Below are 25,752 nucleotides of genomic sequence, written 5' to 3'. Positions count from 1 at the left end.
TTATATCACATAAACTTCAAAATCTCTTGCAATTTCTGTATTTCCAAAGACTTTAATTGCTTCATCATAATAATCCTTGATAGAAATAAGCGGTGACAAATGAGTCAAAACTAATCTTTTGCACTCGGCTTTCTTAGCAATTTCAGCAGCTTCCGCAGCAGTTAAGTGTGGTCCTTGCATTCCTGTCAAGAAATTTCCATCACATAGGAATAAATCAGCTTTATTTGCAAAAGATATTAAATCTTCATTATAGGTAGTATCACCACTATATACAAAGATTTTTTCTCCCTTTTTCATCTTCACAGCATAAGTCTCTACAGGATGCGTCATCTTTTTAAAAGAAATCTCTATTCCTTCTAAATTTAAAGTAGCCTCTTCATTTATAATGTGTAAATTAAAAACATCTTTAAATTTAAAATCTTCAAAAACATTTTCTGGTGTTTGTGGACAATATACATTCACAGGTTCAGTTATCATGCCTCTTGACTCCATAACATCAAGAGCATATCTTAAAACCATCATGTCTGCCACATGATCAGAGTGCAAATGAGACAAAATTATGTATTTTAATTTATTTAACTCGTAATACCTTTGGTATCTGCTTATTACTCCACTGCCACAGTCCAGTAAAATATGAGTATTTTCCTCTTCTACTAAATATCCGGAAGTAGCCCCATAAGGCCCAGGGAAAGGTCCATGACACCCTAACACTGTGACTTTCATAAATTTTTGCCTCCCTCCTTAAAGCTACAGACAAATTCATATAAATCTTTGTAACTACCCTTTTGTGTCGCTACTATATCTTTTGAATTTCTATTTATCATATAGTCCTCAATCAAAAAAGTCTTCATACCCAACTTAAAAGCTATCAAGTCCTCTTCCACATCATTTCCCACCATATAACAATTTTCCGGCTTTTTATTTATAACTTTTAATATCTCTTCATAGTATTGTATATGGGGCTTACAAAAATGCATATTTTCATAAGTAGTTATAAAATCAAAATAGCTTTCATTAAGGCCTGCCCATCTAAGCCTCTCTAAAATTGCAATTCTTGGAAATACAGGATTGGTTGCTAAAACAAGTGTATAGCCTTTTTCTTTCAAAATTTCTAAGGATTTCTTGACGTATTCATTGGCCTTAATATTTTTTCCTAACTCTTTGTAATCATTTAAATAAAAGTCTTCAAAAAGTACATCCAATTCCTCTTTTGGATAGTTGACTTTTTTTAAAAAAGAATCAAAAAATGCTTCTTCATTAGTTTTGTTTGGATCTAAATTATTTATCATGTCCATACTGGCACTATAAAGACTTTTAAATAAAAAATGGGGGTCAAATAGAGAAGAAAGCTTTTTTGTGAGACTTAAAAAATACTCATCCAACATCTTGTCCGTATCAACAGGAAGTAAGGTACCGTCCAAGTCAAATAGAAATGTATCAATCATTCTCATCACCTCAATTTCTCTTTCCTATAGACTTGTGCAAAATTCAAAAGCCTTCATTTAAGCCATTCCACAGACATGCTTTTTTTCTATCACTCTTGAATTTTTTATCTTTTATGTAGGATTTCCCCTCCCATTTGTCGAATTATTATATATACCGCATGAAAATATTTTTTAAGGAGGGGGAAATCCTACATGTACCAGCTTCAATTACTTTTAAATATACCTGAACTCTTTACTTCTCTGTCTAAAATTGATTTCTATTCTTCTATGTTTAAAAATCTAGACTTGTCTTCAATACCTGAATTCCCTTTCTCTAGTCCTGGCCGTAAGGGTTATTCTCATCATGCAATGTTTAGAGCTTTTATTGTTATGAAAGCTGAAAGATTCGGTACAATTTCTGACCTTTTAGATTATCTCCGCAATAATCTTATCATTGCTCATCTTTGTGGCTTTAACATCCTTAAACCTCTTCCTTCTTATTGGACTTTCCGCCGTTTTATTAATGAGTTCTCTCATGATTATTTGACCTCTATCTTTCAAAATCAAGTCAATATCCTCAAAAATATGGGCATTATCTCTGGTGAGTTTATTTCCATGGACTCTACCCCTATTAAAGCTAACACTAAGTTAAATAACCCTAAGTCTTTTTCTAAAAATAAATTCTCTAAAGATAATCAGCCTAAGTCTGATAAGGATTGTAAATTAGGCGTTTATTCTGCTTCTAATGATTCTTCTAATAAACGTTATAAGTTTTATTGGGGCTATAAAAATCATATTATTGTTGATGCTATCTCTGGATTGCCTATCGCTGAAACTACTACTCCCGCTGATGTCCCCGATTTTGAAGTTGCTTTGTCTTTACTTGAAAAGACTAATAAGTGGTTTAACCTTAAGTATGTTAATTTTATTGCCGATAAGGGGTATGATGTTAAGAGAGTTTATAATTTTGTTAGAGATACTCTCCATGGTCATTGTTTTATTCCTCTTAACAAGCGTAATTCTAAAAGTCCCCCACTGACTGATGATGGTTATATGGTTTGTGAAGCAGGTATTAAAATGCTCAAAGACGGCAAGCAGTATTTTGATGGTTTTATTAAGCAAAAATTTGTTTGCAAGTTCTGTAATTCTAAAGATGACTCTGCCTGCCCTATAAAGCATCCTAAATATTTTAATGGCAAAAAGCATAGAGGCTGTACTAAGTATGCTATTATATCTTCTGATTATAGGTCTTCTATTAATAGAGACTCCCTATATTTTAAGGCTGTCTATAGACTAAGAGTAGAATCAGAAAGATATAATTCTCGATTTAAAGCTCTAGATTTTGAAAAGGCTTATGTTAGAAATATTAATTCTGTCAGCAACCTTAATACTTTTGGCCATATTACTTTGCTTACTGTCGCTATTGTAGCTATTAAACTGGGTAAATTTGATGAGTTTAAGTCTCTTGTTGCTTTAATGCAATCGGCTTAACTTTTGCTGAATTTAGTTCATGCCACTTTTTAACATTTGACTTCTACAGGATATTTATGCCCTTTTTTAGCTCCTCTTTTTGTCTTTTCTTTTCCCTTATCCCTTACTTTATGTTTGATTGTCAGTCTTGATTACTATATATTGTATGTTATACATATTCTGGCTTTTGGTCGTAACTATTTTAATTAATTTTGCACATCCCTACTTTCCTATATAATGATATATTTTTACATAAAAAAAGCAAGGTTTAAAAAACCCTGCTACACTTTGTTAAATAGTTCCAATCGAGATATCAAACGTATCAAAATATACCCTATTATTATACTTGCAAAACCTTGCACTAAATTACTTGGCACATCAACTAACGAAGCCTTAAAACCGTACATGATTCCTCCTGCTATATAGTATCCTAACACCATCCATAAAGCTCCTATTATAAGAGATACAACTTTTAAATATTCCTTAGTATATTTTTTATACATAAGTCCAACAATCAACCCTTCTATCCCTTTAATTATAAAGGTCCATGGAGACCAATATGCATAACCTGATAATAAGTCCGCAAGAGCAGAACCAATGCCTCCAGTTACAAATCCCATTGCAGGGCCAAATAAAGCAGAACTTAAGAATATAAAAGAATCGCCTACGTTTATATAGCCTTTTGTAGCCGGAGTGGGTATCTGAATTACCATAGTACCAATAGTAACCAATGCCATCATAAAAGCCCCATATACTATTTTTTTAACATTGTTTTGTTCCATATTTCCACCTCCAATAAATGTATGTAGGATAGTTATATTATAACATACAATTGTAATGGTGCAATCATAACAATATAATAACAAAAAAAGAAAAGCCCTTGTTTCTTAAAAGGCTTTAGATATAGTTTCCCACTGTGGAATACCTATCTTTTTTGTTGATTATATATGAAACAATCAAATCATCCAGTTTACGACTTATATCAAGCACTTTTTCATAGTCAATCTCTTCCTTAGTAACGAGGTTATCCAGTTCTTTCCTCAAAACACTTATCTGTCTTTCTAATGCTTCATTACTTTTCATTTTGTTTACCCCTTTTTTGAGAGTTCGTATATACAATTTTACCATCATAATACAAAAATTACAATAGGCTTTATTAAGAAACAACCCTTAATTTATCTACTATATTAACCAATTTCTTATAAATTTCTACAATTTCTCGTCCACACTCTACTTTCCAATCATTTTCTCCCTCATTTACCTGTCCAGCTTCATTAGCTAGTATTCTGTTCAAGATATCGTCACTTTTTATTTTTTCCTTAATACTCTCCATGCTTCGTTTTAATTCTTCATCTACTTTTTTTACTACACCCATCTCCCTACTCTCCCCATTTTAAATATTTATTATAATATATTCTATATATGTTATAAATTTCCTGCTAAAATTTTAAAAATTTTTCTCTCTTATTTATTTCGTCTATAACAATACTCAACGCCTTGTCCATTGCTAATTCTAATCTGTCTTGGGAGACTCCGCCTTGACACATATAAGCGTTTCCTCCACCTTTTCCGTCAAAAACCCTCAATACCTCTTTAAAAAATCCATTCACCACAATGTCTACATCGCCAGACCTTGAAACCACTAAATCTCCTGTTTCTCCTCTTTTATTCCCAAGTATAGCTATACATTTGTCATTAGAAACTATGTATTTAGCTAATATTTTTATCTCTTCTGTCGTTCTATTTTCATAAAGTTTGTATACTATGTGTATACCTCCATGCAACTCTGAACTTTTTATCAGGTTTCTAGACTCTTCTAACAATATGTTTTCTTTCAAAATATTAACTTCTTTTTTAACCTCTTTATTCTCTTCAAGTAATTTTAACACATGTTCTAAAATATTCTCTTCTTGTTCGGAAAGAAGATGACAAAGAGCATTCACATAATTATTTTTTATGTGATAATCATAAAGTGCTCTAAATCCAGCTACAAATTCCAACCTTATGCCTTTATTCGTTTTCTCCCACTTCTTTATTTTTACAATTCCTATTTCTCCTGTAGTCTTAACATGAGTGCCCCCACAAGGAGAATAATCTATCCCTTCTATTTCTACTATTCTTATATTTTCACTGACTTGTGGTTGCTTTCTAAGGGGCAGCTTTTTTAACATTTCTTCATCTGCAAAATAAGTTTTAACAGGTATATTTTTATAAACAAAGCTATTAACTTCTTTCTCCACTTCAAAAGCCTCTTCTTCGTTAAAAGTATCTTTTGTTATAGTTATGTGGGAAGATTTATCCCCAATAGAAAAACTTTGCGTATGAGCTCCATATTTTTTCTCCAAAACGGCTGATAAAAGATGTTGTCCGGTGTGCTGTTGCATATGGTCAAATCTTCTCTCCCAATCAACTTGGCAATGAACTTTTATACCCTCAGGGCATTTATCTGCAAGGTGGTATACTGTATCATTTTCCTCGTATATTTTGTAAACTTTAATACCATCAATTAGGCCCGTATCACTTGGTTGACCTCCACCTTCAGGATAAAAATAAGTTTTATCTAATACTAGTTCCCATTTGTTATTTATTTTTCTTTTATCTATGATATTAGCATCAAATTCAGTAATATAACTATCCTCATAAAAAAGCTTTTCAGTCATAAAAATCATCCCTTCTTTATAAGAATTGCATGGAAGTCATCCATGCAATTCTTATTCATAAACTTTTGTTCCTAAAACAGGAGTAAGTTTTCTAAACTCTTCTATTATCTTTTTCGTTATGGGACCAGGTTTTCCATCTCCTATTACCCTATGATCTACTTCTACCACTGGTATTGCTTCAGCAGCTGTACCTGTCAAGAAACATTCATCTGCAGTATACACGTTAAACAAGGAAAAATACCTTTCTTCAAAAGGGATTCCTAATTGCTTTGCTATATCAATTACAGTAGCCCTTGTAATTCCTCCTAATGCTCCTACTGTCGAAGGAGGAGAATACAAGGTGCCATTTGAAACTATAAAAATATTGTCACCAGTACATTCAGCTACATATCCTTCTTGGTTTAGTATAAGAGCTTCAGGATACCCTGCTTTTACTGCTTCAATTTTTGCAAGAATATTGTTTAAATAATTTAATGACTTTATCTGGGGATCTAAAGCCTGAATAGAATTTCTTCTATAAGTAGAAGTAATAATTTTTAAACCGTTTTGATACATAGATTCAGGATACAAAGTAATCTTATCAGCAATTATAACAACAGTAGGTTTAGGACATTTATATGGGTCAAGGCCTAAATCACCTTTTCCTCTTGATACTACAAGCCTTATATAGGCATCCCTTAAATTATTAACTCTTACCGTTTCAACAACTTTTTCTTTCATCTCCTCCATCGTCATAGGAATGTCGAGAAGAAGAGCTTTTGCCATACTATAAAGCCTTTTTAAGTGCTCATCAAGTTTGAATATAACTCCATCATAAGCCCTTATGCCCTCAAAAATACCATCCCCATAAAGATAGCCATGGTCAAAAACCGAGACTGAAGCTTTTTCACTGTCTACAAATTCTCCATTCACATATACTAACCCCATAACTTATGACTCCTCCTTTATCGCAAAATTAATTTAGTAAGATTTTATCACTTTAAATAGCTTTAGTCAATTGAAATGTAAAAAGCCCCACAAAGTGAGGCTTTCTTCAAATTTATTCAGCTTTTATAGCACCAGTTGGACACACAGCTTCACAAGCACCACAGTCAATGCAAGTATCAGGGTCAATCTCGTATTTTCCATCCCCTTCATGGATAGCATCTACCGGGCATTCTGCCGCACAAGCTCCGCAGCTTATACATTCATCAGTGATATAATGTGCCATCAATTTTCCCTCCCTGTATACAGTATGTAGCTCCACAAAAATTATAAATCATTTACACAGAATTGTAAATAATCAAATTAAATTTTAAGAATTAAACAAAATTTAAAAAAATGTGAGGGGTATTGTCAAATTATAAAACCTATGTTATAATTACTTTCGTCGAGGCGCTGCCGAATGGTGTAATGGTAGCACAGGTGACTCTGGATCATCTAGTCTAGGTTCGAGTCCTAGTTCGGCAGCCATTTTGGCCCCATCGTCTAGCGGCCTAGGACATCGCCCTCTCACGGCGAAGACAGGGGTTCGAGTCCCCTTGGGGCTACCAATATCAAATTGAGAAAAAGGCATCTGTGGATGCCTTTTATATTTTTAATATAGCTTTTATCAGTAAACCTCCAAAAATAGCTATAAGCATGCTACTCATTGTCCCTATTAAATAGTATTCTGCAAAATTTTTATCATCTAACTCTTTATATCTTGCGATGGAATTTAATCCCCTTTGCCAACAGTTTTCTTGAACCAATTATGTCGCCTGTTATCACTGTATACACGTGGTATCACCTTTTCATGGGTTAAAATAATAGTATCACCCTTATAAGGGTAATACTATTGTCTATAGTAGTAAAAATTATACACTATGGCAATATTTTTGTTATTTCCTCATCTTTTCAATAAAATCTATGGCTTTTTCAATTCTCTCTATAGTTCTTTCTTTTCCCAAAAGTTCCATTATGTCAAATAGTCCTGGTCCAAAAGTTCTACCCGAAATAGCTAATCTCGTAGGATGGAAAAGTTCACCACTGGATATTTGCAATTCCTCCACAAGTTTGCGATAGGCTTCCTCAGTTGTAAATTTATTAAAAGGCTCGATTTCTTTTAAAGTCACTACTGCTTTTTTTAGGATATCCACAACTTTTTCTTTAGTAAAATACTTTTTAACTCCTTTTTCCTCATATTCGTTAACTTCTGTAAAATAATAGCTCATGGCACCAGCTATATCCACAAGAGTTTTTTCCCTTTCTCTTACTGCACTTACTATTTTTTTGATATAATCATAATCGAAATCCTCCCTAATTAAGTTTTTAGCTTTCAGAAATGGGATAACTGCTTCAGTTAATTTATCTAGATCATAATTCCTTATGTAATGGCCGTTTATCCAAGTCAGCTTTTGTACATCGTAAACAGCTGGATTTTTTGATACCCTTTCTAAAGTAAATTCTTTTATGCTTTTTGACACATCAAAAATTTCTTCCCCATCTTTTGGCATCCATCCAAGCAAGGTTATATAATTTACAATTGCTTCAGGAAGATACCCCTGGTCTCTAAACTCCTGCACAGAAGTCGCTCCATGTCTTTTACTAAGTTTACTCCTATCAGGAGCTAAAACCATAGACACATGGGCAAATTGAGGAATTTCTACGCCTAAAGCCTCATAAATTAATATTTGCTTTGGAGTATTTGACAAATGTTCCTCTGCCCGTATAACATGAGTTATTCCCATTTGGTAATCATCCACCACAGTAGCAAAATTATAAGTAGGCATATTGTCTGATTTCATAATTATAAAGTCATCAAAGGTGGAATTATCAAACTCTACATCCCCTCTTATTACGTCGTGAACTACTGTCTTCCCTTGTTGAGGCACTTTTAACCTTATTACAGGTTTTCTCCCTTGCCTTAAATGCTCCTCTATTTGCTCTTTGGTCAAATTTCTACATTTTCCCGTATACATTGGAGGCCTACCTTCTTTTTCTGCCTGTTTTCTCATTTCCTCTAACTCTTCTTTTGTGCAAAAACAGTAGTAAGCCTTTCCTTCCTCTAATAATTTATTTGCAAATTTTCTATATTCTTCTATCCTTTGCGATTGGTAAATAGGTCCTTCATCCCAATCAATACCTAACCATCTAAGTCCTTCAAGTATTCCTTTCATAGATTCTTCTGTAGACCTTTGTAGGTCAGTATCGTCCACCCTTAAAATAAATTTTCCTCCATTGTGCCTTGCAAAAAGCCAATTAAAGAGAGCAGTTCTGGCACCGCCTATATGTAAACTCCCTGTAGGACTTGGGGCAAATCTTACTCTCACTTCACTCATCTTATCACCTCTTCATAAGTTTAAACTATTTTGATTATACTTTAATTGAAGTGTTTTTTCAACAAAGAAGTATTTCATCAAAAATTTGTGATATAATCATACTATAAACTTAAAAAAGGAGCTGTTAAAATGAAAGATATTGCTATAAACCTTTTAGAAGAAAGAGGAGTTACTTTAGAAGATATGGCAGTATTAGTATTAGACTTACAAAAAAAGTATTATGATGATTTAACAATAGAGGAATGTATAGAAAATTTACATCATGTACTTGAGAAAAGGGAAGTTCAAAATGCAATCTTGACAGGAATCGCTTTAGACAAATTAGCAGAAAAAGACATGTTAGAAGAACCTCTTTTGTCCATTTTAAAAAAAGATGAACCCTTATACGGCATTGACGAAATTTTAGCCTTAAGCATTACAAATGTTTATGGTTCTATAGGTCTTACTAATTTTGGATATCTTGATAAAGTAAAACCCGGCATAATAGGAAAACTTAATGAAGATAAAGAAAAAAAGTGTAATACTTTTATTGATGACTTAGTAGCTGCAATAATCGCCGCGGCTTGTGCCAGAATTGCCCATTCTAAAAAAGAAGTTTTATAAAAAACTATTTTTCTAAAGTAAACTTTACATAGCCTTTTTCTGCCTCCACCTTTTTTAATTTAAATCCTTCAACAGGAATTTTAATGTTTATAGTCGTGTCATAGCCATAAAGAATTTTTTGAAGCAACTGGCCGCCAATTTTTATATCTCCTATATTTAGAGAATTTATTAACAATTTAATTTTGTTATTTTCTATCGCAAAATTGCCTTTTAAAGTGTATGAATCATCATCTTTTATTTCAAAACCTTCTTTACTAAAAGATACTGTTACATCTTTTAACTTATCACTGTAAGAACGTATCATCTGGGTTACATCAACATCAGAAAAAGAAGCTGATATACCAAAAAAGGAAAAACTCAAATCCTTATACTCCAAAGTATCCCATGGAAATTGGGAAAGGTGGCTTAATAAATAATCTAAAGAAGGAAACATTTTGTCCAAATTATCAGCCATTGCAAATATTTTTTGATAATTTGCGATTTTCTTTTTTATATCTTCCAACATTTGGCTTTTAGTTAGCCTTAATTCGTCTATCTTTTTCAGCAATTCTATTTGTTCTTTTTGTTTTTCTATAAGCTGCAATCTTTGAGAGGTTAATCTATTTTCCTCTTCTTTTTTATATTTTACAAGCTTATTTAAATTTTCTAGTTTATTGTAAAAATAAGTGGTTATAATATCTATGTAAATAAGCCTATGCAATAATTCGCTGGCATTTTGTGACATAAGTAGAAGTGATAATATAGCATTTGTCCCATCCATGTACAAAAACCTAAACCAAGTCTTTATTATTTCTTTCTCCTTTTTTATGTCTTTATCTACCATTTGTATTTCTTTAGATTTTTCCTGAATAGCTACAGTTAAATTTTTAATCTCTATCGCTAAATCTTCCAAAGACTTTTGGGTTTTAAGCCTTTCTACCTCAAGATTTAATAACTCCAATACAAGTTTTTGTTCCTCCTCTTTTGCTTTATCAAAATCAGAAGAAGTATTACTTTGCGCTGGCACTAATATAAAATTAAATAAAAATATACCCGCAGTTATAATAGCTATCAACTTTTTCATAAAACCCCTCATTTAATATAGCATTTTTTGTTCTACATGGAACTGTTTAACATCAGCTAGTCCACAGTAATCTTGTCTTTTATCTGTTCAAACATTTTAGGACCTATTCTAGGAACATTCATTATGTCTTCAATTTTTTTAAAAGAACCTTTACTTTCTCTAAATTCAATTATCCTTTCAGCCGTCACAGGTCCTATTCCTGGCAAAGTTTGCAATTCTTCTTTAGTTGCAGTATTTATATTTATTTTTTCGCTTTTTTGTATTGAACTAGTAGGAGAAATATTATTTGTTTCACCCTTTTTTGGAACTCTTATCATTTGTTCATCCTTAACTTTTTGCGCGAGATTTATATTTGTAAGGTCTGCTTCTTCCAAAGGTCCTCCTGCTTTATTTATAGCATCTATAATCCTTTCTCCTTCTTTCATGGTGTAGACTCCTGGATTTTTTACTAATCCTGTCACATATACTTTTATTTCTTTTATTTCCAAAGGCTTTTCTTTGTTCTCTTCGCTTTCTACAGTTCTTTCCCCTGGCACACTCTCATTGCTTGCATTGACAACAAATTCATTTTTTAATTTGTAATTTTTGTAAATTACATATCCTGAAAATGCCAATATAAAGCATAATATAACAACTATAGCATATTGCTGTTTTTTTGAAAAATAAGGCATACTAACACCTCTTTTTACAGCTTCCTTTATTTATTTCTACATGAATTAAAAAATTCCTTTTTATTTTTCACATTTTTTTGGTATACTTTAGGTATGAGCATAAATTGGAGGCATGGCAATGAAAAAGATAATAGCTTGTTTACTTACACTCTTTATTTTAGTAGCTCAAATAACTCCTATATACGCTAACGTACCGCCACCGCCCGAAATCGTAGGCCCAACTGCAGTTTTAATGGATTTTACAACAGGTCAAGTATTGTATGACAAAAATATGCACAAAAGAATGTACCCCGCAAGCACAACTAAAATTCTTACTGCAATTATTGCTATAGAAAAGGGAAACTTAAACGATATTGTAACTGCAAGCGATAATGTTACAAAAATAGATGGAAATTCCATATTTCTTTCTCCTGGTGAACAACTTACGTTAGAGCAATTACTTTATGCGCTTTTGTTAGAATCTGCCAATGATGCAGCAATAGCAATTGCTGAACACATTGGTGGGAGCATAGAAAACTTTGCTAAAATGATGAATGAAAAAGCTAAAGAAATTGGAGCTTATGATAGCCATTTTGTAAATCCAAATGGTCTTCCTGATGAAAATCATTATTCGACCCCTTATGATATGGCATTAATAGCAAGGTATGCAATGCAAAATCCTGAATTTAGAAAAATAGTAACTACAATACATTATCAAATTCCCCCTACTAATAAGTTTGATAAAGTAAGAGATCTATGGTTAAGCAATCGCTTAATTAAACCTTCAAGTTTTCACTATGAAGGCGCCGATGGAGTAAAAACAGGATACACGGTTGCAGCAGGTCAAGTTTTAGTAGCTTCTGCAACAAGAGACGGCCACAGACTTATATCCGTCATAATGGGAGACCAAGGAACAAATATCTGGACAGATACTATAAAGCTTTTGGACTACGGATTTCAAAACTTTACTTTAGTGAAAAAAACAGAAAAAGGTGAGGTAGTAACTTATATCGACCTGGGAAAATCTCACTTTAAACTTCCTCTTATTGCAAAAGAAGACTTTTACTATGAAGTCCCTAAAGGGCAAGAAAATTCTATAGAAACTCAAATAATACTAAACAAAAACATAAACGCGCCAATAAATAAAGGAGATACTTTAGGATACATTAAATACACTTTAAATGAAAAGGAAATAGGCACAAATCCTCTTATTGCAACCGAATCTGTTTATAAAAACTTTTGGGGAAATTATTATATGGATGTACAATCTTCTGGGGTAAAAAATACAATGTATACTAACCCTGTAAGATTCATTACTGGAACAGCAATTTTAGGAATAGCTTTTATCCTTTGGAGAAGACGGAAAATTAGAAATAGAAAGAAATATATTTTCTCAAAATATTGATTTAAAAAAAGGGCAGAATGCCCTCTTTTTATGCATATATTTGGTTGTCATTGAGACTTCTACTTCTTCCCATGTCCTTTATAAAAGAATCAACATTAAAAAATCTTTTTAAAATTTTAAAATAATACAACTCTTCTTTAGACTTTATTTCAAAACCGTTAGGTAGGAATCTATTTTTTATATACTCTGCATCACTAATTTCTGATTCGGCTATTTTATTTAATATTTCAGATGTACCAGTTCCTATTGCAAATTTTTCTTTTCTTCTCCATACAATTGATTCTGGTAAATAATTTTCTGCAAGCTTTCTAAGTATCCACTTTTCGGTTTTTTCTCGGCCGTTAATTTTAAATGACGGTGTTATTTTAAATGCGTACCGTAACACTTCTATATCTAAAAACGGTACACGTCCCTCAATGGAATGTGCCATTGTCATTCTGTCAACTCTTTGAAGATTTGTATTATGCAAATTTCGAGTTATATATTTTAATTCGGATTGTAATTTCCAAGGATTTGTATAATTTTTGAGGTAATGGTATCCGCTAAACAACTCATCAGCACCTTCTCCCGAAAGAACAACTTTTACGTAATTGCTTGCAAGTTTTGATACAAAATATGTTGCAACAGCACTTCTGACTAAGGCTGGATCACAGGATTCAAGATGATATATAACTTCGGGTAAAACTTTTTTTATGTCCTCCTCTGTATAAATAAATTCATGGTGAATCGTACCTACATAATCAGCAACAACTCTTGCATTCTTTAAGTCATTACTTCCTTCGACACCTACTGCAAATGAGTGAAGGGGATTTTTGTATTTTGCTGCTATTGCTGCTATAAGGCTGCTATCCAATCCGCCACTTAAAAATACTCCAACAGGCACATCAGCAATCAACCTTTTTCTTACTGAATCCTCTAATCTAAGCCTTAATCCATTAATAATATTATCAACATCTGCAAAATACATCGGATCCTGTGGAATTGAATAATATCTCTCAAATCCGTTTTCAGTTGTATAAATATATCCATTAGGAAATTCATTTATATCATCAGTTACTTCCTGAAGTGCTTTAATCTCCGAAGCAAAGGCAAAATAACCTTCTTTTGTTTTACCATAATACAATGGCTTTATTCCTAACGGATCGCGAGCAATAAATATGGTCTTTTTTTTAGAGTCATAAATAACTAAAGCAAACATTCCATCAATATAGTTAACACAATTTTTACCTAGTTCTTCATACAAATGAATTATTACTTCGCTATCAGTATCTGTGGAAAAAATATGGTTTTTTAACTCTTTACGCAATAATTGGTAATTGTAAATTTCTCCATTATAAATAAGCCAATACCTGCCATCTTCGTTTTTTATAGGTTGGCGTCCATGATAAAGGTCAATTATCGTCAACCTATTATGGCCTAATGTAATATTTTCATCTGCAAAAATACCTGACTCATCCGGGCCACGATGTCGTATTTTATCAAGCATCCTTTGTACTTTGCTCTTATCACCAGTTCCTATAATTCCTGCCAATCCACACATTTGATTATCATTCCTCCCCTTCATATATATTTAAAGAAAATTGAATAAGGAACGTAAGAATAGATCTTACGTTCCTAAATTTTATACTGTTATAACTAATCTTTCATATTCACGTAAAATCTTTTCTACCCTTTCTTCTTCAGGTATTATTCTATGCTTCTCATAGTCATAAGCATAACATGCACCATCTATTACTTTGGTCTGCAATTCTCCTTTTGCATACTTGTTGCCCTTGAGATGTGGTGCATCTAATAGACCAATCTTTATCGCCAATGCTAATACGTCTGGATCAGAAAGTGGATCAGGACTGTGAGGCGCTAAACTCTTTATCGCTTCCAATAAAATCCTTGTCTCTTTCTTTAACTGTTCTTTTCTTTGAATTACTTCTTTATCCTGAGTCAAATCAGGCATTCCAAACATAGAGTTTTTTATCACGGCTTTTACTATTTTAACGCTTTCAATTATATCTTCTGGCGTTGCAGCATGATGAGCTTCACAGTAGCCTACCACATGATAGATATGAGGCTTTATAGCCATGGAGAGATAGGCACTGGAAGCCAATTGTCCTTTAGCTTCTAAAAGGTCGGAAGGGAAACTTGCAAGTCCAGCCCTTGCCTGCCTTATAACTCTGAAATTTTCATCTTGTAATTCTCCTATCAATTCTATCTTAGCTAACATCTTTGCCAAATCCATTTTTGGTGAAATAGAAGCAGGTACATTAAACATAAACTGAGCTACATAGTCTCTTACTCCCATCTTTTTGGCATTATATGCTGCAAGATAAGCCATTGTTACTCCAATTACGTCGTGAGCATCTCTCAAGCTCCAATGATGTGCTTCGTTTACTTCTACAGGTACTCCTTTTTCAGCGTGCCATTTCATAAGCTGCTGATTTTCTCTTATGGAAGTATTTACATCCCTTGGTCCTCTGCCGTCCAATACATTATACCAGCAAAGGGGAATCGCTGCCCAAGCGTTATGGATAGTCTCTAGAAGCATCTCTGCCATCTTGAAAACATCATTTGTACCACTGTAACATCTAAGAAGAGGATAGTTACCTCTTCTTGAAGCCTCATATATTCTTATTAAGTCTTCTTTCTTTCTTATAGGAACACCGCCTGCTCCGTCCAAAGATTTGTCATATTTCTTATCAAAGAAGTGCTCTTGAGCATTTTGGTCTGGTGCTATAGAAATTACATCTAAAACTTCTGCTTCTGCTATCTTCTTAACTCCTTCTATAGTGTCCTCCAATGAAGGAAGCCCAAAGTGATGCCTTATTATAGGATAAGGGAATTTGTCCTCTATTCTTACAATTAATGTATCAGCAAAAACTCTTTGTCTATGGTTTGAACTTCCTCCTCTTAAGAAATTAATTGTAGCTTCATCGCCATTTTTACCATCAAAAACTGCTGCAAATATTCCTGATTTACGAGCTACTTCTGCAGTAGGCTCTGTCCCTCCAAATACCCATTTTATATGTTGCAAATTATTTACTTCTATTTCCCTCTTGAGTTCTTCTAAAAGTTTTTCAAGAGCTGAAGGAGTTAGTCTAAAGCTTACTCCTACAATCTCCGGCTTATGTTCTTTAACAGCTTCAATCAATTTTTTAATAGGAACTGCAGGACCTAAAAATACAGTCTCATAACCTTGCTGTTCTGCAAATCTCAAAAAGTTATACACACCTGCTACATGGACGCAATTACCTATCGCTGCCGCTACAATTAACTTTTTCATGCTATCGTTACCTCCTTTCTTTTCCCTTCAACCAATTCTATAATTTCTTCAACTGTCATACCTTGTATGCCAAGCTTTTCAGCCGTTCTTCCAACTTTCCAATAATCTTTTCCGTGCATAACTGAAGCAAGATGTATAACAGCATCAATAGTGGGGGTCTTAATGCCTATTTCTTTCCCTATAGAAGACATAGGCACTAAACTCATAGGAACATCTTCAAATATATAACGACAATCTAATGTTTGAGGAGCTAATAAACCAACATAAGCTTTTGTATTTTGAATTGCCTCATATAGATTTTCTCCTTCCGCATTATAACTTTCTTTTAGCCATCTTTTAGCGGAAATAGTATTTACGCCCAGAGCTTTTGCCACCATCATTCTCTCATTATCTATTTTTTCCAATATCTTTGCAACAGAAGGAGAAATGCCTTCCCGATAATATTCAAAATTCCCTTTAGTAGTTTCTATTCTCGCTGCATTCAAAAGAGTAGGGGTGGGATGAAAAACAGCTCCAAAATTGTTAAGACTCGTTTCAAGAACATTTTGCGCCGGAATAAACTGAGAAAATGCAGTATTAAGTGTTTCCACCACTATTTCTGTTTTTTCTTTAGGTATTGCAGCAACAGACACTACTTCTTTTATTTTGTATATTTTAGCTCTTCCCATGGAAGACCTGCAGGCGTATATAAAAGTATCTGTTTCTGCAATAACTACATCTAAATCTTCTCTTTTTCTTGTAACATTATGAAACTCTAAAGCACCACCAGTTCTCCCAGGGTTTAATACAATTATTTGACCATCCCTAAGATATGGCAGCATGTCTTCGGCAATTTTATAATGTGCAGAAGCAGGAACTACAACTAAAACTATATCAACATCTTTAATAGCTTTCTCCATGTCATCAGTTATCACATTTAACTTGCCAAACCCTTCTACTTCTCCTTCTAATTCAATTCCACCTTTTTCTATAATAGGAAGTAATTTTTGATAGGTTCTATTGTACAAATTAACTTTATAGCCTTTTAAAGCGAGATGCCCCGCTATCGCTTGACCCCCATTCCCAGCTCCAATTACTGCAAAAGAGAGTTGTTTCATTTTTACTACCCCCTTTTAAAGAAATGAAAAAGCTATAGAGGGAAATCTATAGCTTTAACCTTCGGTGTCTGTAAAAACCCAAAAAGACACCAATGCTATCATCCTCCTCTTTCAACGCTTACGAGGTTAGCTGACGGGTTCGGGTCGAAAGATAACCCTACCATCTTTTAAAAGATGGATTCACCCCAGAAAGTGGTTCCCCCGCTTCTTTACGAATTCAGCGTTTAGCATTTTATTTAATTTTCAATTTATTTTTATTATATCATAAAATCAAATATTTGTAAAGGAAAACAGACTAATATTTACCAAAATCCTCTCCTACCCTTATTTCATCCAAATAATTATATATAGTATATCTGGAAACACAGAGTATTTTTGCTACGTAATCCACAGCGCCCCTTATTAAGAAAGTCCCTTTTGCATCTAACATTTTCACTATCTGAACCTTTTCTTCTTTTGTCATAAAATTTACAGGTTTACCATAGTTCTCTAATGTAGTATTCACAATGCTTTCCAAAACATCACTTACACTGCCCGTATAACTTTCTCTATTTTCTTCTGTAGTATCAGCTACTTCACAGAATTCTGATAAGGTATTTTTCACCATAATAAATTCTGAAATATCGATATTAATTGTAAGGCACCCAATGGGCTTGCCATTTTCATCTTTTATAAAAATCGCGGACGACTTCAAAATTTTTCCATCATTGCTCTTGTTTTTATAATTTATTAAATTCTCAATATTATCTGATTTCAATACTTTTAATATAGCCTCAGGCAATGGAGCCCCCACTTCTCTTCCCGTAACATGGGGATTTATGATCGCAATGATAGGATTTTGTGGGGAAGAAAAGTCATGTAATGCCACTTCGCAATTTTTGCCAAATGTATTAGCTATACCTTCTAGTACTGGGATCATGCTTTTTAAGATAGGATGTGTTCCCATTGGCTTTGAATCCCCCTAATCATACAATATTAAATATATGCGGTAGAGAGTAAAAAATGACACAAGAGATAACAGCATTAAAAATTTATTAACGTTATTATACATACCTTAAATGCGGTTGTCAAGCACTATTTCCTTTGCATCTGCCCACAATCTTTCTAAATTATAAAATTCCCTTTCGGGTTGTTGAAATATGTGAACTATTACATCTCCATAATCCATCAAAATCCACTTGCCCCAATTGTAACCCTCAATATGATCAACAAAAACGCCGTCTTCCATAAGTTTTTTTCAATTTCGTCTGTCAATGCTTTGACGTGAGTATCCGAACTGCCAGTGGCAATAACAAAATAATCTGCGACAATCGTTAAATCTCCTATATACAAGATCTTTATATCATAAGCTTTTTTGTCTTCTAAAACTTTATAAATTTTAGACACCTTATCTTTTCCGTCTATCACTAAATCACCCTCCATTTTATATGTTTTTCCCTAAAATTATAGTTATATCAACATTACTGTCTCCATTCGTATCTTCCACTACAATAGCGTTTTTTAAAATTTTCTTCAGATCTTCTACTATTTTTTTATCATCAGTCCTATTGATTATCTGAGTAGTGTTGTAAGTGGTACCTATTACATTTCCTATCTTCACTACATCATACCCTTGTTGTTTTAACAAATCAGCAGTCTTTGTAGCAGCTCCTGGTATACCACCGCCATTTAAAACTTCTATTTTTATGTCTTTTTTATTAGCTGCGATAGCAGTATCATCTCTTTCATCATTTAAATTATCCATAAATTGTAATACTTCTTGTGGATCTGTGATATAATAAGCAACCCCATCAATGTACTGAGGAGTACCAGGCACAGTAGCTGTTTTTATATTGTCTTTGTCAAGTTTTAAAAGATAATCTGCATACTTTAACATAGTAGTAGGTGGTATGTTTGTTTCTACGTATTGATTTATGGTTTTTAATATACGATGAATTTTTAACAAAGTACTAGGGTCTTTAGCTTTTTGAAACATCGCTAATAAAAATTCCCTTTGGACTTTGACCCTTTCTAAATCCTGTTCTGCATACCCATGTCTAAATCTCACCAACTGTAAAGCCTTCTCTCCATCCAAAAGTTGAACACCTTTTTTTAAATGAATATGAAGATTCCCTGCATTGTCATCATAATTCATGTCCATCGGTACGTTCATCTCTACTCCGCCTAAATCGTCTACTAATTGTTTAAAACCTTCATATCCAATCTTTACATAATAATCAACAGGCTCTCCAATAAGCTGTGACACCATATCCATCGCCAGTTGAGGTCCACCTATGGGATAGGCAGCATTTATCTTTTGTGTCCCATATTTGTCAAGTTTAATCATTGTATCTCTGGGAATAGATAAAATATAAGCTTTGTTAGTTTTAGGATTATAAGATAATAATATCATAGTATCAGAACGCCTTGGATCTGTTGGCGATGTTTCATCAACTCCCAAAACCAATATATTTATTTTCTGAATTGCCTCTGAATTTTTGTTTTCACTATTTTTATTCATCAAAGAAACATCTAAGGGGTTCAAAGACTTTAAATAGATATATCCTCCTACTCCTACAGATAATAAACTCAGCAACAATAACATTGATACAATCTTTATAAATTTTTTCATTTACCTCCACTCCCAAGTTTCAAAAGAATATGATTTCGAGCTTTTACTGTTTTCTCATAAAGAAGTAGTCCCCTCTCTAAAACATAACAAATTGTACTATCAAAAGACTTTAACAAAGCAAGGTCTAAATTTTCCTCAGCTAATCGCCTTAATTCCTCTACTCCTTTAAAATCTCTATTAGGCTCTATATAATCCGCAAGAAATACTGCTTCATCCAAAAGGCTCATATTGACATCACCAGTAGTATGAAGAGCAATTGCCCTTTTTATTTCTTGATCTTTTATTCCAAAAATTTCTTCTACCAAATGTGCACCTATAGGACCGTGTAAAAGAAAAGGCGCATGAATTAAAATCTCATCTAGCTCAATTCTATATTTTTTAGCAAGTTTTAAAAGGTCATCATCAGAATAGCTTTTAGCGCAATCATGCAATAATCCTGCTACTTGTGCCTTTTCGACATCAGCTCCATATTTTATTGCAAGATGCATTGCGGTTTCCATTACTCCAATAGAGTGTTTAAATCTTTTTTCATCTAATAGCTCTTTTAATCTCTTTTTAAAAAATTCTATGTCATACCCCATTTTCGTCATCCTCTTTGTATAAACCGTATTTTTGAATATATCTTTCAACAGACTCCGGCAACAAATACTTTATAGGTCGTCCCCCTGCTACTCTTTCCCTTATATCAGTTGAGGAGATAGCCAAAGAGGGAACAGTCACTTTGTAAATGACATTTCCATAAAGTTTTCTAATTTTTTTTAATTCTTCATCTATTTTACTACCTTCAACTCCTGGCCTAGTTGCAGCAACAAAATTACACATTTTCAGAAGCTCATCTGCGCTTTTCCAAGTCAAAATTTCTAAAACAGCATCTGCTCCTGTTATAAAATAAAGTTGCGTACTTTCCCCATAAATTTTTTTAAACTCTTTGATAGTATCAATAGTATAAGTATACCCTTCTCTGTCAATTTCAATCGTCGATACCTCAAAAAAAGGATTAGTTATTGTAGCAAGTATAGTCATTAAATAACGATGTTTTTTATCTGTCACCTTTCGCTTTACCTTATGAGGCGGGTTACCTGCTGGAACAAAAATCACTTTGTCCAATTTAAATTCAGACCTTACCGCTTCAGCAGTAACTAAATGGCCATAATGAATAGGGTCAAAAGTGCCTCCCATTATCCCAAGTCTAAGCTCCCTTTCCAAGTTACTATCCCCCAATTTATATTTCTTTTATATTATACATTATACATCAAAAGAGGTAAATTGCACAAGCTTACCATGAGCCCTCATTAAAGTAATAATAAAAGTGGAATCAAATTCCACTTTTATTCATAGTATTCAAATTCAAAATCTCTCACATTTATTGTATCGCCACTTTTAAATCCCTTTTCTTTAAGAGCATCTATTACCCCGCTCTTTCTAAGAAGCATTTCAAAGTACCTTAAAGAATGCTCATCTTGTAAATTTACTCTTTTTAAAAGTTTGTCAATTTTTGTACCGTTAAGATAATAGGTATTATCTTTTACTTCTATATTGAGAGTTTCTTCCTCTTCAGGAGGTGTATAAACAATAACTTCTGGTACTTCCTTTATCTCCTCAACCGGAATAGAAGAAAGAATTTCTATAGTCTTGTCCAAAAGTTTGTCAATACCCTCTTTTGTCAAAGCAGATATAGGATATACATCATAACCTCTTTTTTTAATTTCTTTTTCAAAATCAGGGTAATTTTCTCTACCACTTTGTAAATCAATTTTATTTGCAGCAACAATTTGAGGCAAAGTAAGTAATCTTTCACTATAGAGTTTAAGCTCTTCATTTATCTTCTCAAAATCTTCTATAGGGTCTCGTCCCTCATTTCCAGATACATTCACAACGTGTATCAACATTTTTGTCCTTTCAATATGCCTCAAAAAGTCATGACCTAATCCTTCGCCTATGTGAGCTCCTTCAATTAAACCTGGAATATCTGCCATTACAAAAGATTTCCCTTTATACTCTACAACTCCTAAATTGGGTGTCAGAGTAGTAAAAGGATAATTGGCAATTTTAGGCTTTGCTCTTGTGCAACTGGCTAAAAGAGTAGATTTACCTGCATTTGGGAATCCTATTAATCCCACATCAGCAAGAAGCTTCAACTCTAATCGTACCCACATTTCTTTGCCTTTTTCACCGCTTTCAGCAAAACGAGGAGTCTTCAAAGTAGAAGTAGCAAATTTAGTATTTCCTCTTCCTCCCTTACCTCCCCGTAAAACAATAGCCTTTTGATTAGGTTTTACAAGGTCAGCTATGATTTCTCCTGTTTCATCGTTAATTATCAAGGTTCCTACAGGAACTTTTATGTACAAATCTTCTCCGTTTTTGCCATATTGATTTTTACCTCTACCATTTTCTCCGTTTTGCGCAATGTACTTTTTTTGTATTTAAAATCTAACAAAGTAGACAAATTAGGATCTGCTACAAATATTACATCTCCACCTTTTCCTCCGTCGCCACCGTCCGGCCCACCATAAGCAACGTATTTTTCCCTTCTAAAAGATATAATTCCATTTCCACCGTCTCCAGCTTTTATGTATATCCTTGCCGTGTCTATAAACATTCTTTCACCTGCCTTCCTTTATAGTATATACTTTTCAAAATTTTTTACCCCTCTAAGATATTTTTTATAATCTCTTCTGCATTCTCGGAATTAAAAATATCTCTTTCTCTATTAAGGTGGTCAATTGCAATGTGAAGAGATTCAATCACTTTATCTAATTTCCCCAGTTGAGCATACCCTAATACCACTTGTAAATCATTTAAAAGTTCATGTCTGCTTCGTTTGATGTAGTCTACCAATAACTCCACATCTGACACCATTTTTCCACCACTTTCTATTATTATTTATGAAAAAATCCTGGTATAAACCAGGATTTAATTCTGCGCAACTTTCCTTTCTGGATAAACACTTACTTGTTTTTTGTCGCGGCCTTTTCTTTCAAAAGTAACATATCCATCAATTAATGCAAAAAGTGTATCGTCTTTTCCTTTTCCTACATTTACACCTGGATGTATTTTAGTTCCTCTTTGTCTTACAAGGATATTACCAGCTAATACAAATTGGCCATCTGCCCTTTTTACTCCCAAACGCTTAGATTCACTATCACGACCGTTTCTGGAACTTCCAACACCCTTTTTATGAGCAAAAAGTTGGAGTTTCATTTTTTGCACCTCCTATCCATAACCCTTACATATTCAGGATAATCCGCTTCAATATCTTTAAGGCCTAAAACCATAGTCTCCAGAATAGCTTTTAATCGTATATCATCTTCTGCCAAACCTTTATCAATAATGTCAATCTGCAAATCGCCACTTTCTATTTTTTTCTTTATTTTAACAGTTTTTAACGCCTCTATTCCCAGCACCGCTGTCTGAGATATAGCAGAAACAGCTGCACATATGATGTCCTTTCCGTACTCATCGAAACCTGCATGTCCTTTTATATTAAATTTATAAATATCCCCTTTTGGATCTCTCAATATTTCTACTCTAATCATGGCTTACTGAATTATTTTTTCAATCTGTACTTTTGTGTAAGGTTGACGATGTCCTTGTCTTCTTCTATAATTTTTCTTTGGCTTATACTTAAAAACTCTTATTTTTGGTCCTTTCCCATGCTCTAAAACCTTGGCATTAACCTTAACATTTTCTAAATAGGGTTTGCCAAACTCTACATTACCGTCCTCTTTTGACACAGCCAAAACTTTGTCAAAAGAAATAACTTCTCCTTCTGGATAATTTAACTTTTCTACTGCAAGAACATCTCCTTCACGAACCATATACTGTTTTCCGCCAGTTTCGATTATTGCGTACATCTTTGCACCTCCTCCATCCAGTCTCGCCGGGAAACAAGGTAAAAATTTAAAAACCCGTCCCGAGCGGCCGCAAGTGATATTTTAACATAATAAAATATCACTTGTCAATTAAAAATCGACTAAAGAGTTTGTGTTCCTTTTTCTTCCTCCTCTTCCTTGCCATCGCTTTGTTCCTTCGTTTTTTCTTCCGCTAATTTATAGTTTTGCAATTCTATAACCTTTTGATTCAATTCTTCCTTTTCTTTTTCCAATTCTTTTATCCTATTGTTAAGTCCTCTTATCGTTACGCTATAGCGAATTTGTCCAAACAAACCTATTGTCCCCACAATTATAGCTCCAATAGCTGCTGACATTAAAATTACTAAAGCTTGAGAAATTGAATAATGCCAATACAAAAAACTTATATCCACAGGTCCAGCATTAGAAATAGCAAAAATCGCTACTATAATTGCGAATATCAAAGCTAATATTGTATAATATTGCCCCTTCACAAAATTCACCTCCCCCATCTTCAGTAACACTCATTAACACCTTTCTACCTTTATGATAAATTATACAAATTATGATTGTCAATAAAAATTATAAATTTTTCGATAATGACAAAAACATCATTGTTTACTTTTATCATTTAATTGATAGAAAAAGTGATAGTGTAAAATTATCGTAGGATTTTTAAAGTGAAAAAAACAAGAGACAACCCCTGTGATAAAATAGAAATAGGAAACAAAACATCACAGGAAGGGGTGTCTCTTGTGAAAAAATATATTTTTGAAGATATTATACTACAAAATGCTCTAAATTTCACTAGAGAAGTGATAGAAATTTTTGGTGATTTATTAAACGAAGGAATGGATATTACAAGACTTGTAGCAAGAATAAAGGAAATCACGGACAAACTAGGTAGTGAAGTAATAGAAGCAATTATTGAAGAGTTAGATAGGATAATAAAAGAAGACAAGAGAAGGAAAGAAAAATGGATAGTAGAAAGAAAAGATAAAAAGAGGTTAACGACAATTCTTGGAGATATTGAATATGAGAGGACATATTACAAATCTAGGCAGGATGGGAGATATACATATTTGGTGGATGATGCATTAGAGATAGGGCGGCACGATAGGATAGAAAAGGGAGTAAAGATAAAGTTAGTAGAAAACGCGATAGAAGAATCATATGAAAGAAGTAGTAAAAAAGCATGTCCAGAGGAGCTAAGTAAACAGACGGTATTAAACGCAATAAGGGAAATAGGAGAAGTAGAAGTAAAGAGAGAAATAAAAGAGAAGAAAGAAGTAAAGGTATTATACATATTATACATAGAGGCAGATGAAGACCATGTACCTTTACAAGAGGGTGGAGATGAAACACCTCGATTGGTGTACATACATGAAGGGAGGGAAGAGAGAAACGGAAGAAACGTACTGAAAAAATGTGTATTACAAGGCATACGTAGGGAGAGAAAGCTGAAGACATATGGATAGATGTAGCAAATTACATAGAAGAAAATTACAAGGAAGAGAAGATAGAGAAGATATACATAGCAGGAGATGGAGCGCCGTGGATAAAAGAAGGATTAGAGTGGATAGTAAAATCAAGGTTTGTGTTAGACAGATATCATTTAAACAAATACGTATTAAAAGCTACATCGAAAGAGCCAAAATACAGGGATAAGATATGGAGAGCAATAAATGAAGGAGATAAAGAAGAACTAAAGAAGGTATTTAATGAACTAATAAAGGTAACAAAGGAAGAGAGAGAAAAAGAGAAGGTAAAAGAGGCGAAGAGGTACATACTAAATAATTGGGAAGGAGTAGAGATATACAGTAAAGACAAAGATGTAATAGGGTGCAGTGCAGAAGGGCATATAAGTCATGTATTTTCTTCTAGATTAAGTAGGAATCCATTAGGATGGAGTAGAGAAGGATTAAAGTTAATGGCGAAATTAAGAGTATTCAGCAAGAATGGAGGAGATTTGAGAGAAATAGAATGGGGTAAGAAAGAGAATATAAATGAAGGGAGCTACAAATTAACGAAGAAGCAAATAAAAGAGGCGGTAAGGAGAGTTAAAACGTCTACAAATGAAAAAATAAATAATATTACGGTTTTGAATATAGGGAAAGTAACACCAATATATAAGGTTTTAAGAGCAATAAAATATGCGCAAGTTATATAAAATGCATGATAAGTTGAAGGCGGAAATTAACTAAGTTTCAGGGGTTGTCTTAAAAAAATCCTACAGTATCTTGACACTATCGAAAAAGTTTTTATGTTGAAACTACTCCAGTAGTTGTGTTAAAATTGATTATAGTGAGCAAAATGCTCACCTGGGTCGCAGTAACCCCAGTTAA

Annotated in this window: 27 protein-coding genes, 2 tRNA genes, 3 pseudogenes and 1 riboswitch; of the genes and pseudogenes, 6 read left to right on the top strand and 26 right to left on the bottom strand. The window is 33.4% G+C overall.

The genetic code is table 11. The annotated features are described in order from the left end of the window. Nucleotides 1-723, bottom strand: coding sequence for an MBL fold metallo-hydrolase (locus THEWI_RS05100; protein ID WP_014062681.1), 723 nt, complete (start codon nt 721-723; stop codon nt 1-3). Further along, nucleotides 720-1,445, bottom strand: a complete 726-nt coding sequence (locus THEWI_RS05095) for an HAD family hydrolase (RefSeq protein WP_003869532.1) — start codon at nt 1,443-1,445, stop codon at nt 720-722. The genes THEWI_RS05100 and THEWI_RS05095 overlap by 4 nt, the downstream gene beginning before the upstream one ends. A gap of 192 nt (nt 1,446-1,637) precedes the next feature. Here THEWI_RS05095 and THEWI_RS05090 point away from each other — a divergent pair, with 192 nt between their 5' ends. After that, on the top strand, nt 1,638-2,915 hold the full coding sequence (locus tag THEWI_RS05090) for a transposase (RefSeq protein ID WP_014062680.1): 1,278 nt from the start codon (nt 1,638-1,640) through the stop codon (nt 2,913-2,915). Nucleotides 2,916-3,175: 260 nt separating this feature from the next. Here THEWI_RS05090 and THEWI_RS05085 read toward each other — a convergent pair whose 3' ends face one another. The 6 genes from THEWI_RS05085 to THEWI_RS05060 all read right to left on the bottom strand — a co-directional run bounded on the left by THEWI_RS05085 (nt 3,176) and on the right by THEWI_RS05060 (nt 6,764). Continuing rightward, a complete protein-coding gene (locus THEWI_RS05085) occupies nt 3,176-3,676 on the bottom strand; it encodes an ECF transporter S component (RefSeq protein WP_003869533.1) in 501 nt (166 codons plus the stop codon). Between the two features lie 115 nt (nt 3,677-3,791). After that, a complete protein-coding gene (locus THEWI_RS05080; RefSeq protein WP_003868094.1) occupies nt 3,792-3,977 on the bottom strand; it encodes an aspartyl-phosphate phosphatase Spo0E family protein in 186 nt (61 codons plus the stop codon). Between the two features lie 73 nt (nt 3,978-4,050). Beyond that, nucleotides 4,051-4,269: a hypothetical protein gene (locus tag THEWI_RS05075; protein WP_014062679.1), complete on the bottom strand. Its 219-nt coding sequence runs from the start codon at nt 4,267-4,269 to the stop codon at nt 4,051-4,053. Between the two features lie 64 nt (nt 4,270-4,333). Then, a complete protein-coding gene (locus THEWI_RS05070; protein ID WP_014062678.1) occupies nt 4,334-5,554 on the bottom strand; it encodes an alanyl-tRNA editing protein in 1,221 nt (406 codons plus the stop codon). A gap of 51 nt (nt 5,555-5,605) precedes the next feature. After that, nucleotides 5,606-6,481, bottom strand: a complete 876-nt coding sequence (ilvE, locus tag THEWI_RS05065; protein WP_003869537.1) for a branched-chain-amino-acid transaminase — start codon at nt 6,479-6,481, stop codon at nt 5,606-5,608. A gap of 112 nt (nt 6,482-6,593) precedes the next feature. Further along, nucleotides 6,594-6,764, bottom strand: coding sequence for a DUF362 domain-containing protein (locus THEWI_RS05060; protein WP_003869538.1), 171 nt, complete (start codon nt 6,762-6,764; stop codon nt 6,594-6,596). 168 nt (nt 6,765-6,932) lie between these two features. Here THEWI_RS05060 and THEWI_RS05055 point away from each other — a divergent pair. Together THEWI_RS05055 and THEWI_RS05050 are read left to right on the top strand one after the other, a co-directional pair. After that, a tRNA-Gln gene (locus tag THEWI_RS05055) sits at nt 6,933-7,006 on the top strand. A 4-nt stretch (nt 7,007-7,010) separates the two neighbouring features. Next, a tRNA-Glu gene (locus tag THEWI_RS05050) sits at nt 7,011-7,086 on the top strand. Between the two features lie 36 nt (nt 7,087-7,122). Here the strand turns inward: THEWI_RS05050 and THEWI_RS14360 are convergent. Together THEWI_RS14360 and gltX are read right to left on the bottom strand one after the other, a co-directional pair. Further along, nucleotides 7,123-7,284 carry a hypothetical protein gene (locus THEWI_RS14360; protein WP_164995797.1) on the bottom strand — a complete coding sequence of 54 codons (162 nt, stop codon included), beginning with the start codon at nt 7,282-7,284 and terminating at the stop codon, nt 7,123-7,125. 129 nt (nt 7,285-7,413) lie between these two features. Continuing rightward, on the bottom strand, nt 7,414-8,853 hold the full coding sequence (gltX, locus tag THEWI_RS05045; protein WP_014062677.1) for a glutamate--tRNA ligase: 1,440 nt from the start codon (nt 8,851-8,853) through the stop codon (nt 7,414-7,416). A 129-nt stretch (nt 8,854-8,982) separates the two neighbouring features. Between gltX and THEWI_RS05040 the strand changes: the two genes are divergently transcribed. Continuing rightward, nucleotides 8,983-9,456 carry a phosphatidylglycerophosphatase A family protein gene (locus tag THEWI_RS05040; protein WP_004405273.1) on the top strand — a complete coding sequence of 158 codons (474 nt, stop codon included), beginning with the start codon at nt 8,983-8,985 and terminating at the stop codon, nt 9,454-9,456. 4 nt (nt 9,457-9,460) lie between these two features. Here the strand turns inward: THEWI_RS05040 and THEWI_RS05035 are convergent, their stop codons facing one another. Beyond that, nucleotides 9,461-10,519: a coiled-coil domain-containing protein gene (locus tag THEWI_RS05035; RefSeq protein WP_014062676.1), complete on the bottom strand. Its 1,059-nt coding sequence runs from the start codon at nt 10,517-10,519 to the stop codon at nt 9,461-9,463. 56 nt (nt 10,520-10,575) lie between these two features. Next, entirely contained in the window at nt 10,576-11,190 is a 615-nt protein-coding gene (locus tag THEWI_RS05030; protein ID WP_014062675.1) for a helix-hairpin-helix domain-containing protein, read from the bottom strand. A 118-nt stretch (nt 11,191-11,308) separates the two neighbouring features. Here THEWI_RS05030 and THEWI_RS05025 point away from each other — a divergent pair, with 118 nt between their 5' ends. After that, nucleotides 11,309-12,574 carry a D-alanyl-D-alanine carboxypeptidase family protein gene (locus tag THEWI_RS05025; RefSeq protein WP_014062674.1) on the top strand — a complete coding sequence of 422 codons (1,266 nt, stop codon included), beginning with the start codon at nt 11,309-11,311 and terminating at the stop codon, nt 12,572-12,574. Between the two features lie 28 nt (nt 12,575-12,602). Here the strand turns inward: THEWI_RS05025 and asnB are convergent, their stop codons facing one another. From asnB to THEWI_RS04955, 14 genes and pseudogenes are all read right to left on the bottom strand, one after another. Further along, nucleotides 12,603-14,114, bottom strand: a complete 1,512-nt coding sequence (asnB, locus tag THEWI_RS05020) for an asparagine synthase B (protein WP_014062673.1) — start codon at nt 14,112-14,114, stop codon at nt 12,603-12,605. Nucleotides 14,115-14,195: 81 nt separating this feature from the next. Continuing rightward, on the bottom strand, nt 14,196-15,848 hold the full coding sequence (locus tag THEWI_RS05015) for a cobalamin-dependent protein (RefSeq protein WP_014062672.1): 1,653 nt from the start codon (nt 15,846-15,848) through the stop codon (nt 14,196-14,198). Then, the gene (locus tag THEWI_RS05010; RefSeq protein WP_003869546.1) at nt 15,845-16,945 is read right to left on the bottom strand and encodes an NAD/NADP-dependent octopine/nopaline dehydrogenase family protein; all 1,101 of its coding nucleotides are present in this window, start codon (nt 16,943-16,945) and stop codon (nt 15,845-15,847) included. Before THEWI_RS05010 ends, THEWI_RS05015 begins: the two co-directional genes overlap by 4 nt. Nucleotides 16,946-17,046: 101 nt before the next feature. Further along, a riboswitch (cyclic di-AMP (ydaO/yuaA leader) is annotated at nt 17,047-17,178 on the bottom strand. A gap of 62 nt (nt 17,179-17,240) precedes the next feature. After that, on the bottom strand, nt 17,241-17,891 hold the full coding sequence (locus THEWI_RS05005) for a helix-turn-helix transcriptional regulator (RefSeq protein ID WP_003869547.1): 651 nt from the start codon (nt 17,889-17,891) through the stop codon (nt 17,241-17,243). A 108-nt stretch (nt 17,892-17,999) separates the two neighbouring features. Then, nucleotides 18,000-18,352: pseudogene (rsfS, locus tag THEWI_RS05000) on the bottom strand (ribosome silencing factor). A 16-nt stretch (nt 18,353-18,368) separates the two neighbouring features. Continuing rightward, nucleotides 18,369-19,556, bottom strand: a complete 1,188-nt coding sequence (locus THEWI_RS04995; protein ID WP_003869549.1) for an LCP family protein — start codon at nt 19,554-19,556, stop codon at nt 18,369-18,371. Then, entirely contained in the window at nt 19,553-20,137 is a 585-nt protein-coding gene (gene yqeK, locus THEWI_RS04990) for a bis(5'-nucleosyl)-tetraphosphatase (symmetrical) YqeK (protein WP_014062671.1), read from the bottom strand. Before yqeK ends, THEWI_RS04995 begins: the two co-directional genes overlap by 4 nt. Beyond that, nucleotides 20,127-20,762: a nicotinate-nucleotide adenylyltransferase gene (gene nadD, locus THEWI_RS04985; protein WP_003869551.1), complete on the bottom strand. Its 636-nt coding sequence runs from the start codon at nt 20,760-20,762 to the stop codon at nt 20,127-20,129. Before nadD ends, yqeK begins: the two co-directional genes overlap by 11 nt. A 122-nt stretch (nt 20,763-20,884) precedes the next feature. Further along, a pseudogene (obgE, locus tag THEWI_RS04980) lies at nt 20,885-22,155 on the bottom strand (GTPase ObgE). Between the two features lie 44 nt (nt 22,156-22,199). Beyond that, nucleotides 22,200-22,415: a Spo0B domain-containing protein gene (locus THEWI_RS04975; protein WP_028986104.1), complete on the bottom strand. Its 216-nt coding sequence runs from the start codon at nt 22,413-22,415 to the stop codon at nt 22,200-22,202. A 54-nt stretch (nt 22,416-22,469) separates the two neighbouring features. Further along, entirely contained in the window at nt 22,470-22,757 is a 288-nt protein-coding gene (gene rpmA, locus THEWI_RS04970) for a 50S ribosomal protein L27 (protein WP_003868116.1), read from the bottom strand. Then, entirely contained in the window at nt 22,754-23,092 is a 339-nt protein-coding gene (locus THEWI_RS04965) for a ribosomal-processing cysteine protease Prp (RefSeq protein WP_003871518.1), read from the bottom strand. Before THEWI_RS04965 ends, rpmA begins: the two co-directional genes overlap by 4 nt. Nucleotides 23,093-23,095: 3 nt before the next feature. Further along, entirely contained in the window at nt 23,096-23,410 is a 315-nt protein-coding gene (gene rplU, locus THEWI_RS04960; protein WP_003871517.1) for a 50S ribosomal protein L21, read from the bottom strand. A gap of 119 nt (nt 23,411-23,529) precedes the next feature. Beyond that, nucleotides 23,530-23,901, bottom strand: coding sequence for a LapA family protein (locus THEWI_RS04955; protein ID WP_014062669.1), 372 nt, complete (start codon nt 23,899-23,901; stop codon nt 23,530-23,532). A 261-nt stretch (nt 23,902-24,162) separates the two neighbouring features. Between THEWI_RS04955 and THEWI_RS13870 the strand changes: the two are divergent. Continuing rightward, nucleotides 24,163-25,577: pseudogene (locus THEWI_RS13870) on the top strand (ISLre2 family transposase). The last annotated feature ends 175 nt before the right edge of the window (nt 25,578-25,752 follow it).

This window comes from Thermoanaerobacter wiegelii Rt8.B1 (assembly GCF_000147695.2).
Taxonomy (GTDB): Bacteria; Bacillota; Thermoanaerobacteria; order Thermoanaerobacterales; family Thermoanaerobacteraceae; genus Thermoanaerobacter; species Thermoanaerobacter ethanolicus.
The sequence above is the reverse complement of the archived record's forward strand: the minus strand, read 5'-3'. Positions and strand labels throughout refer to the sequence as shown.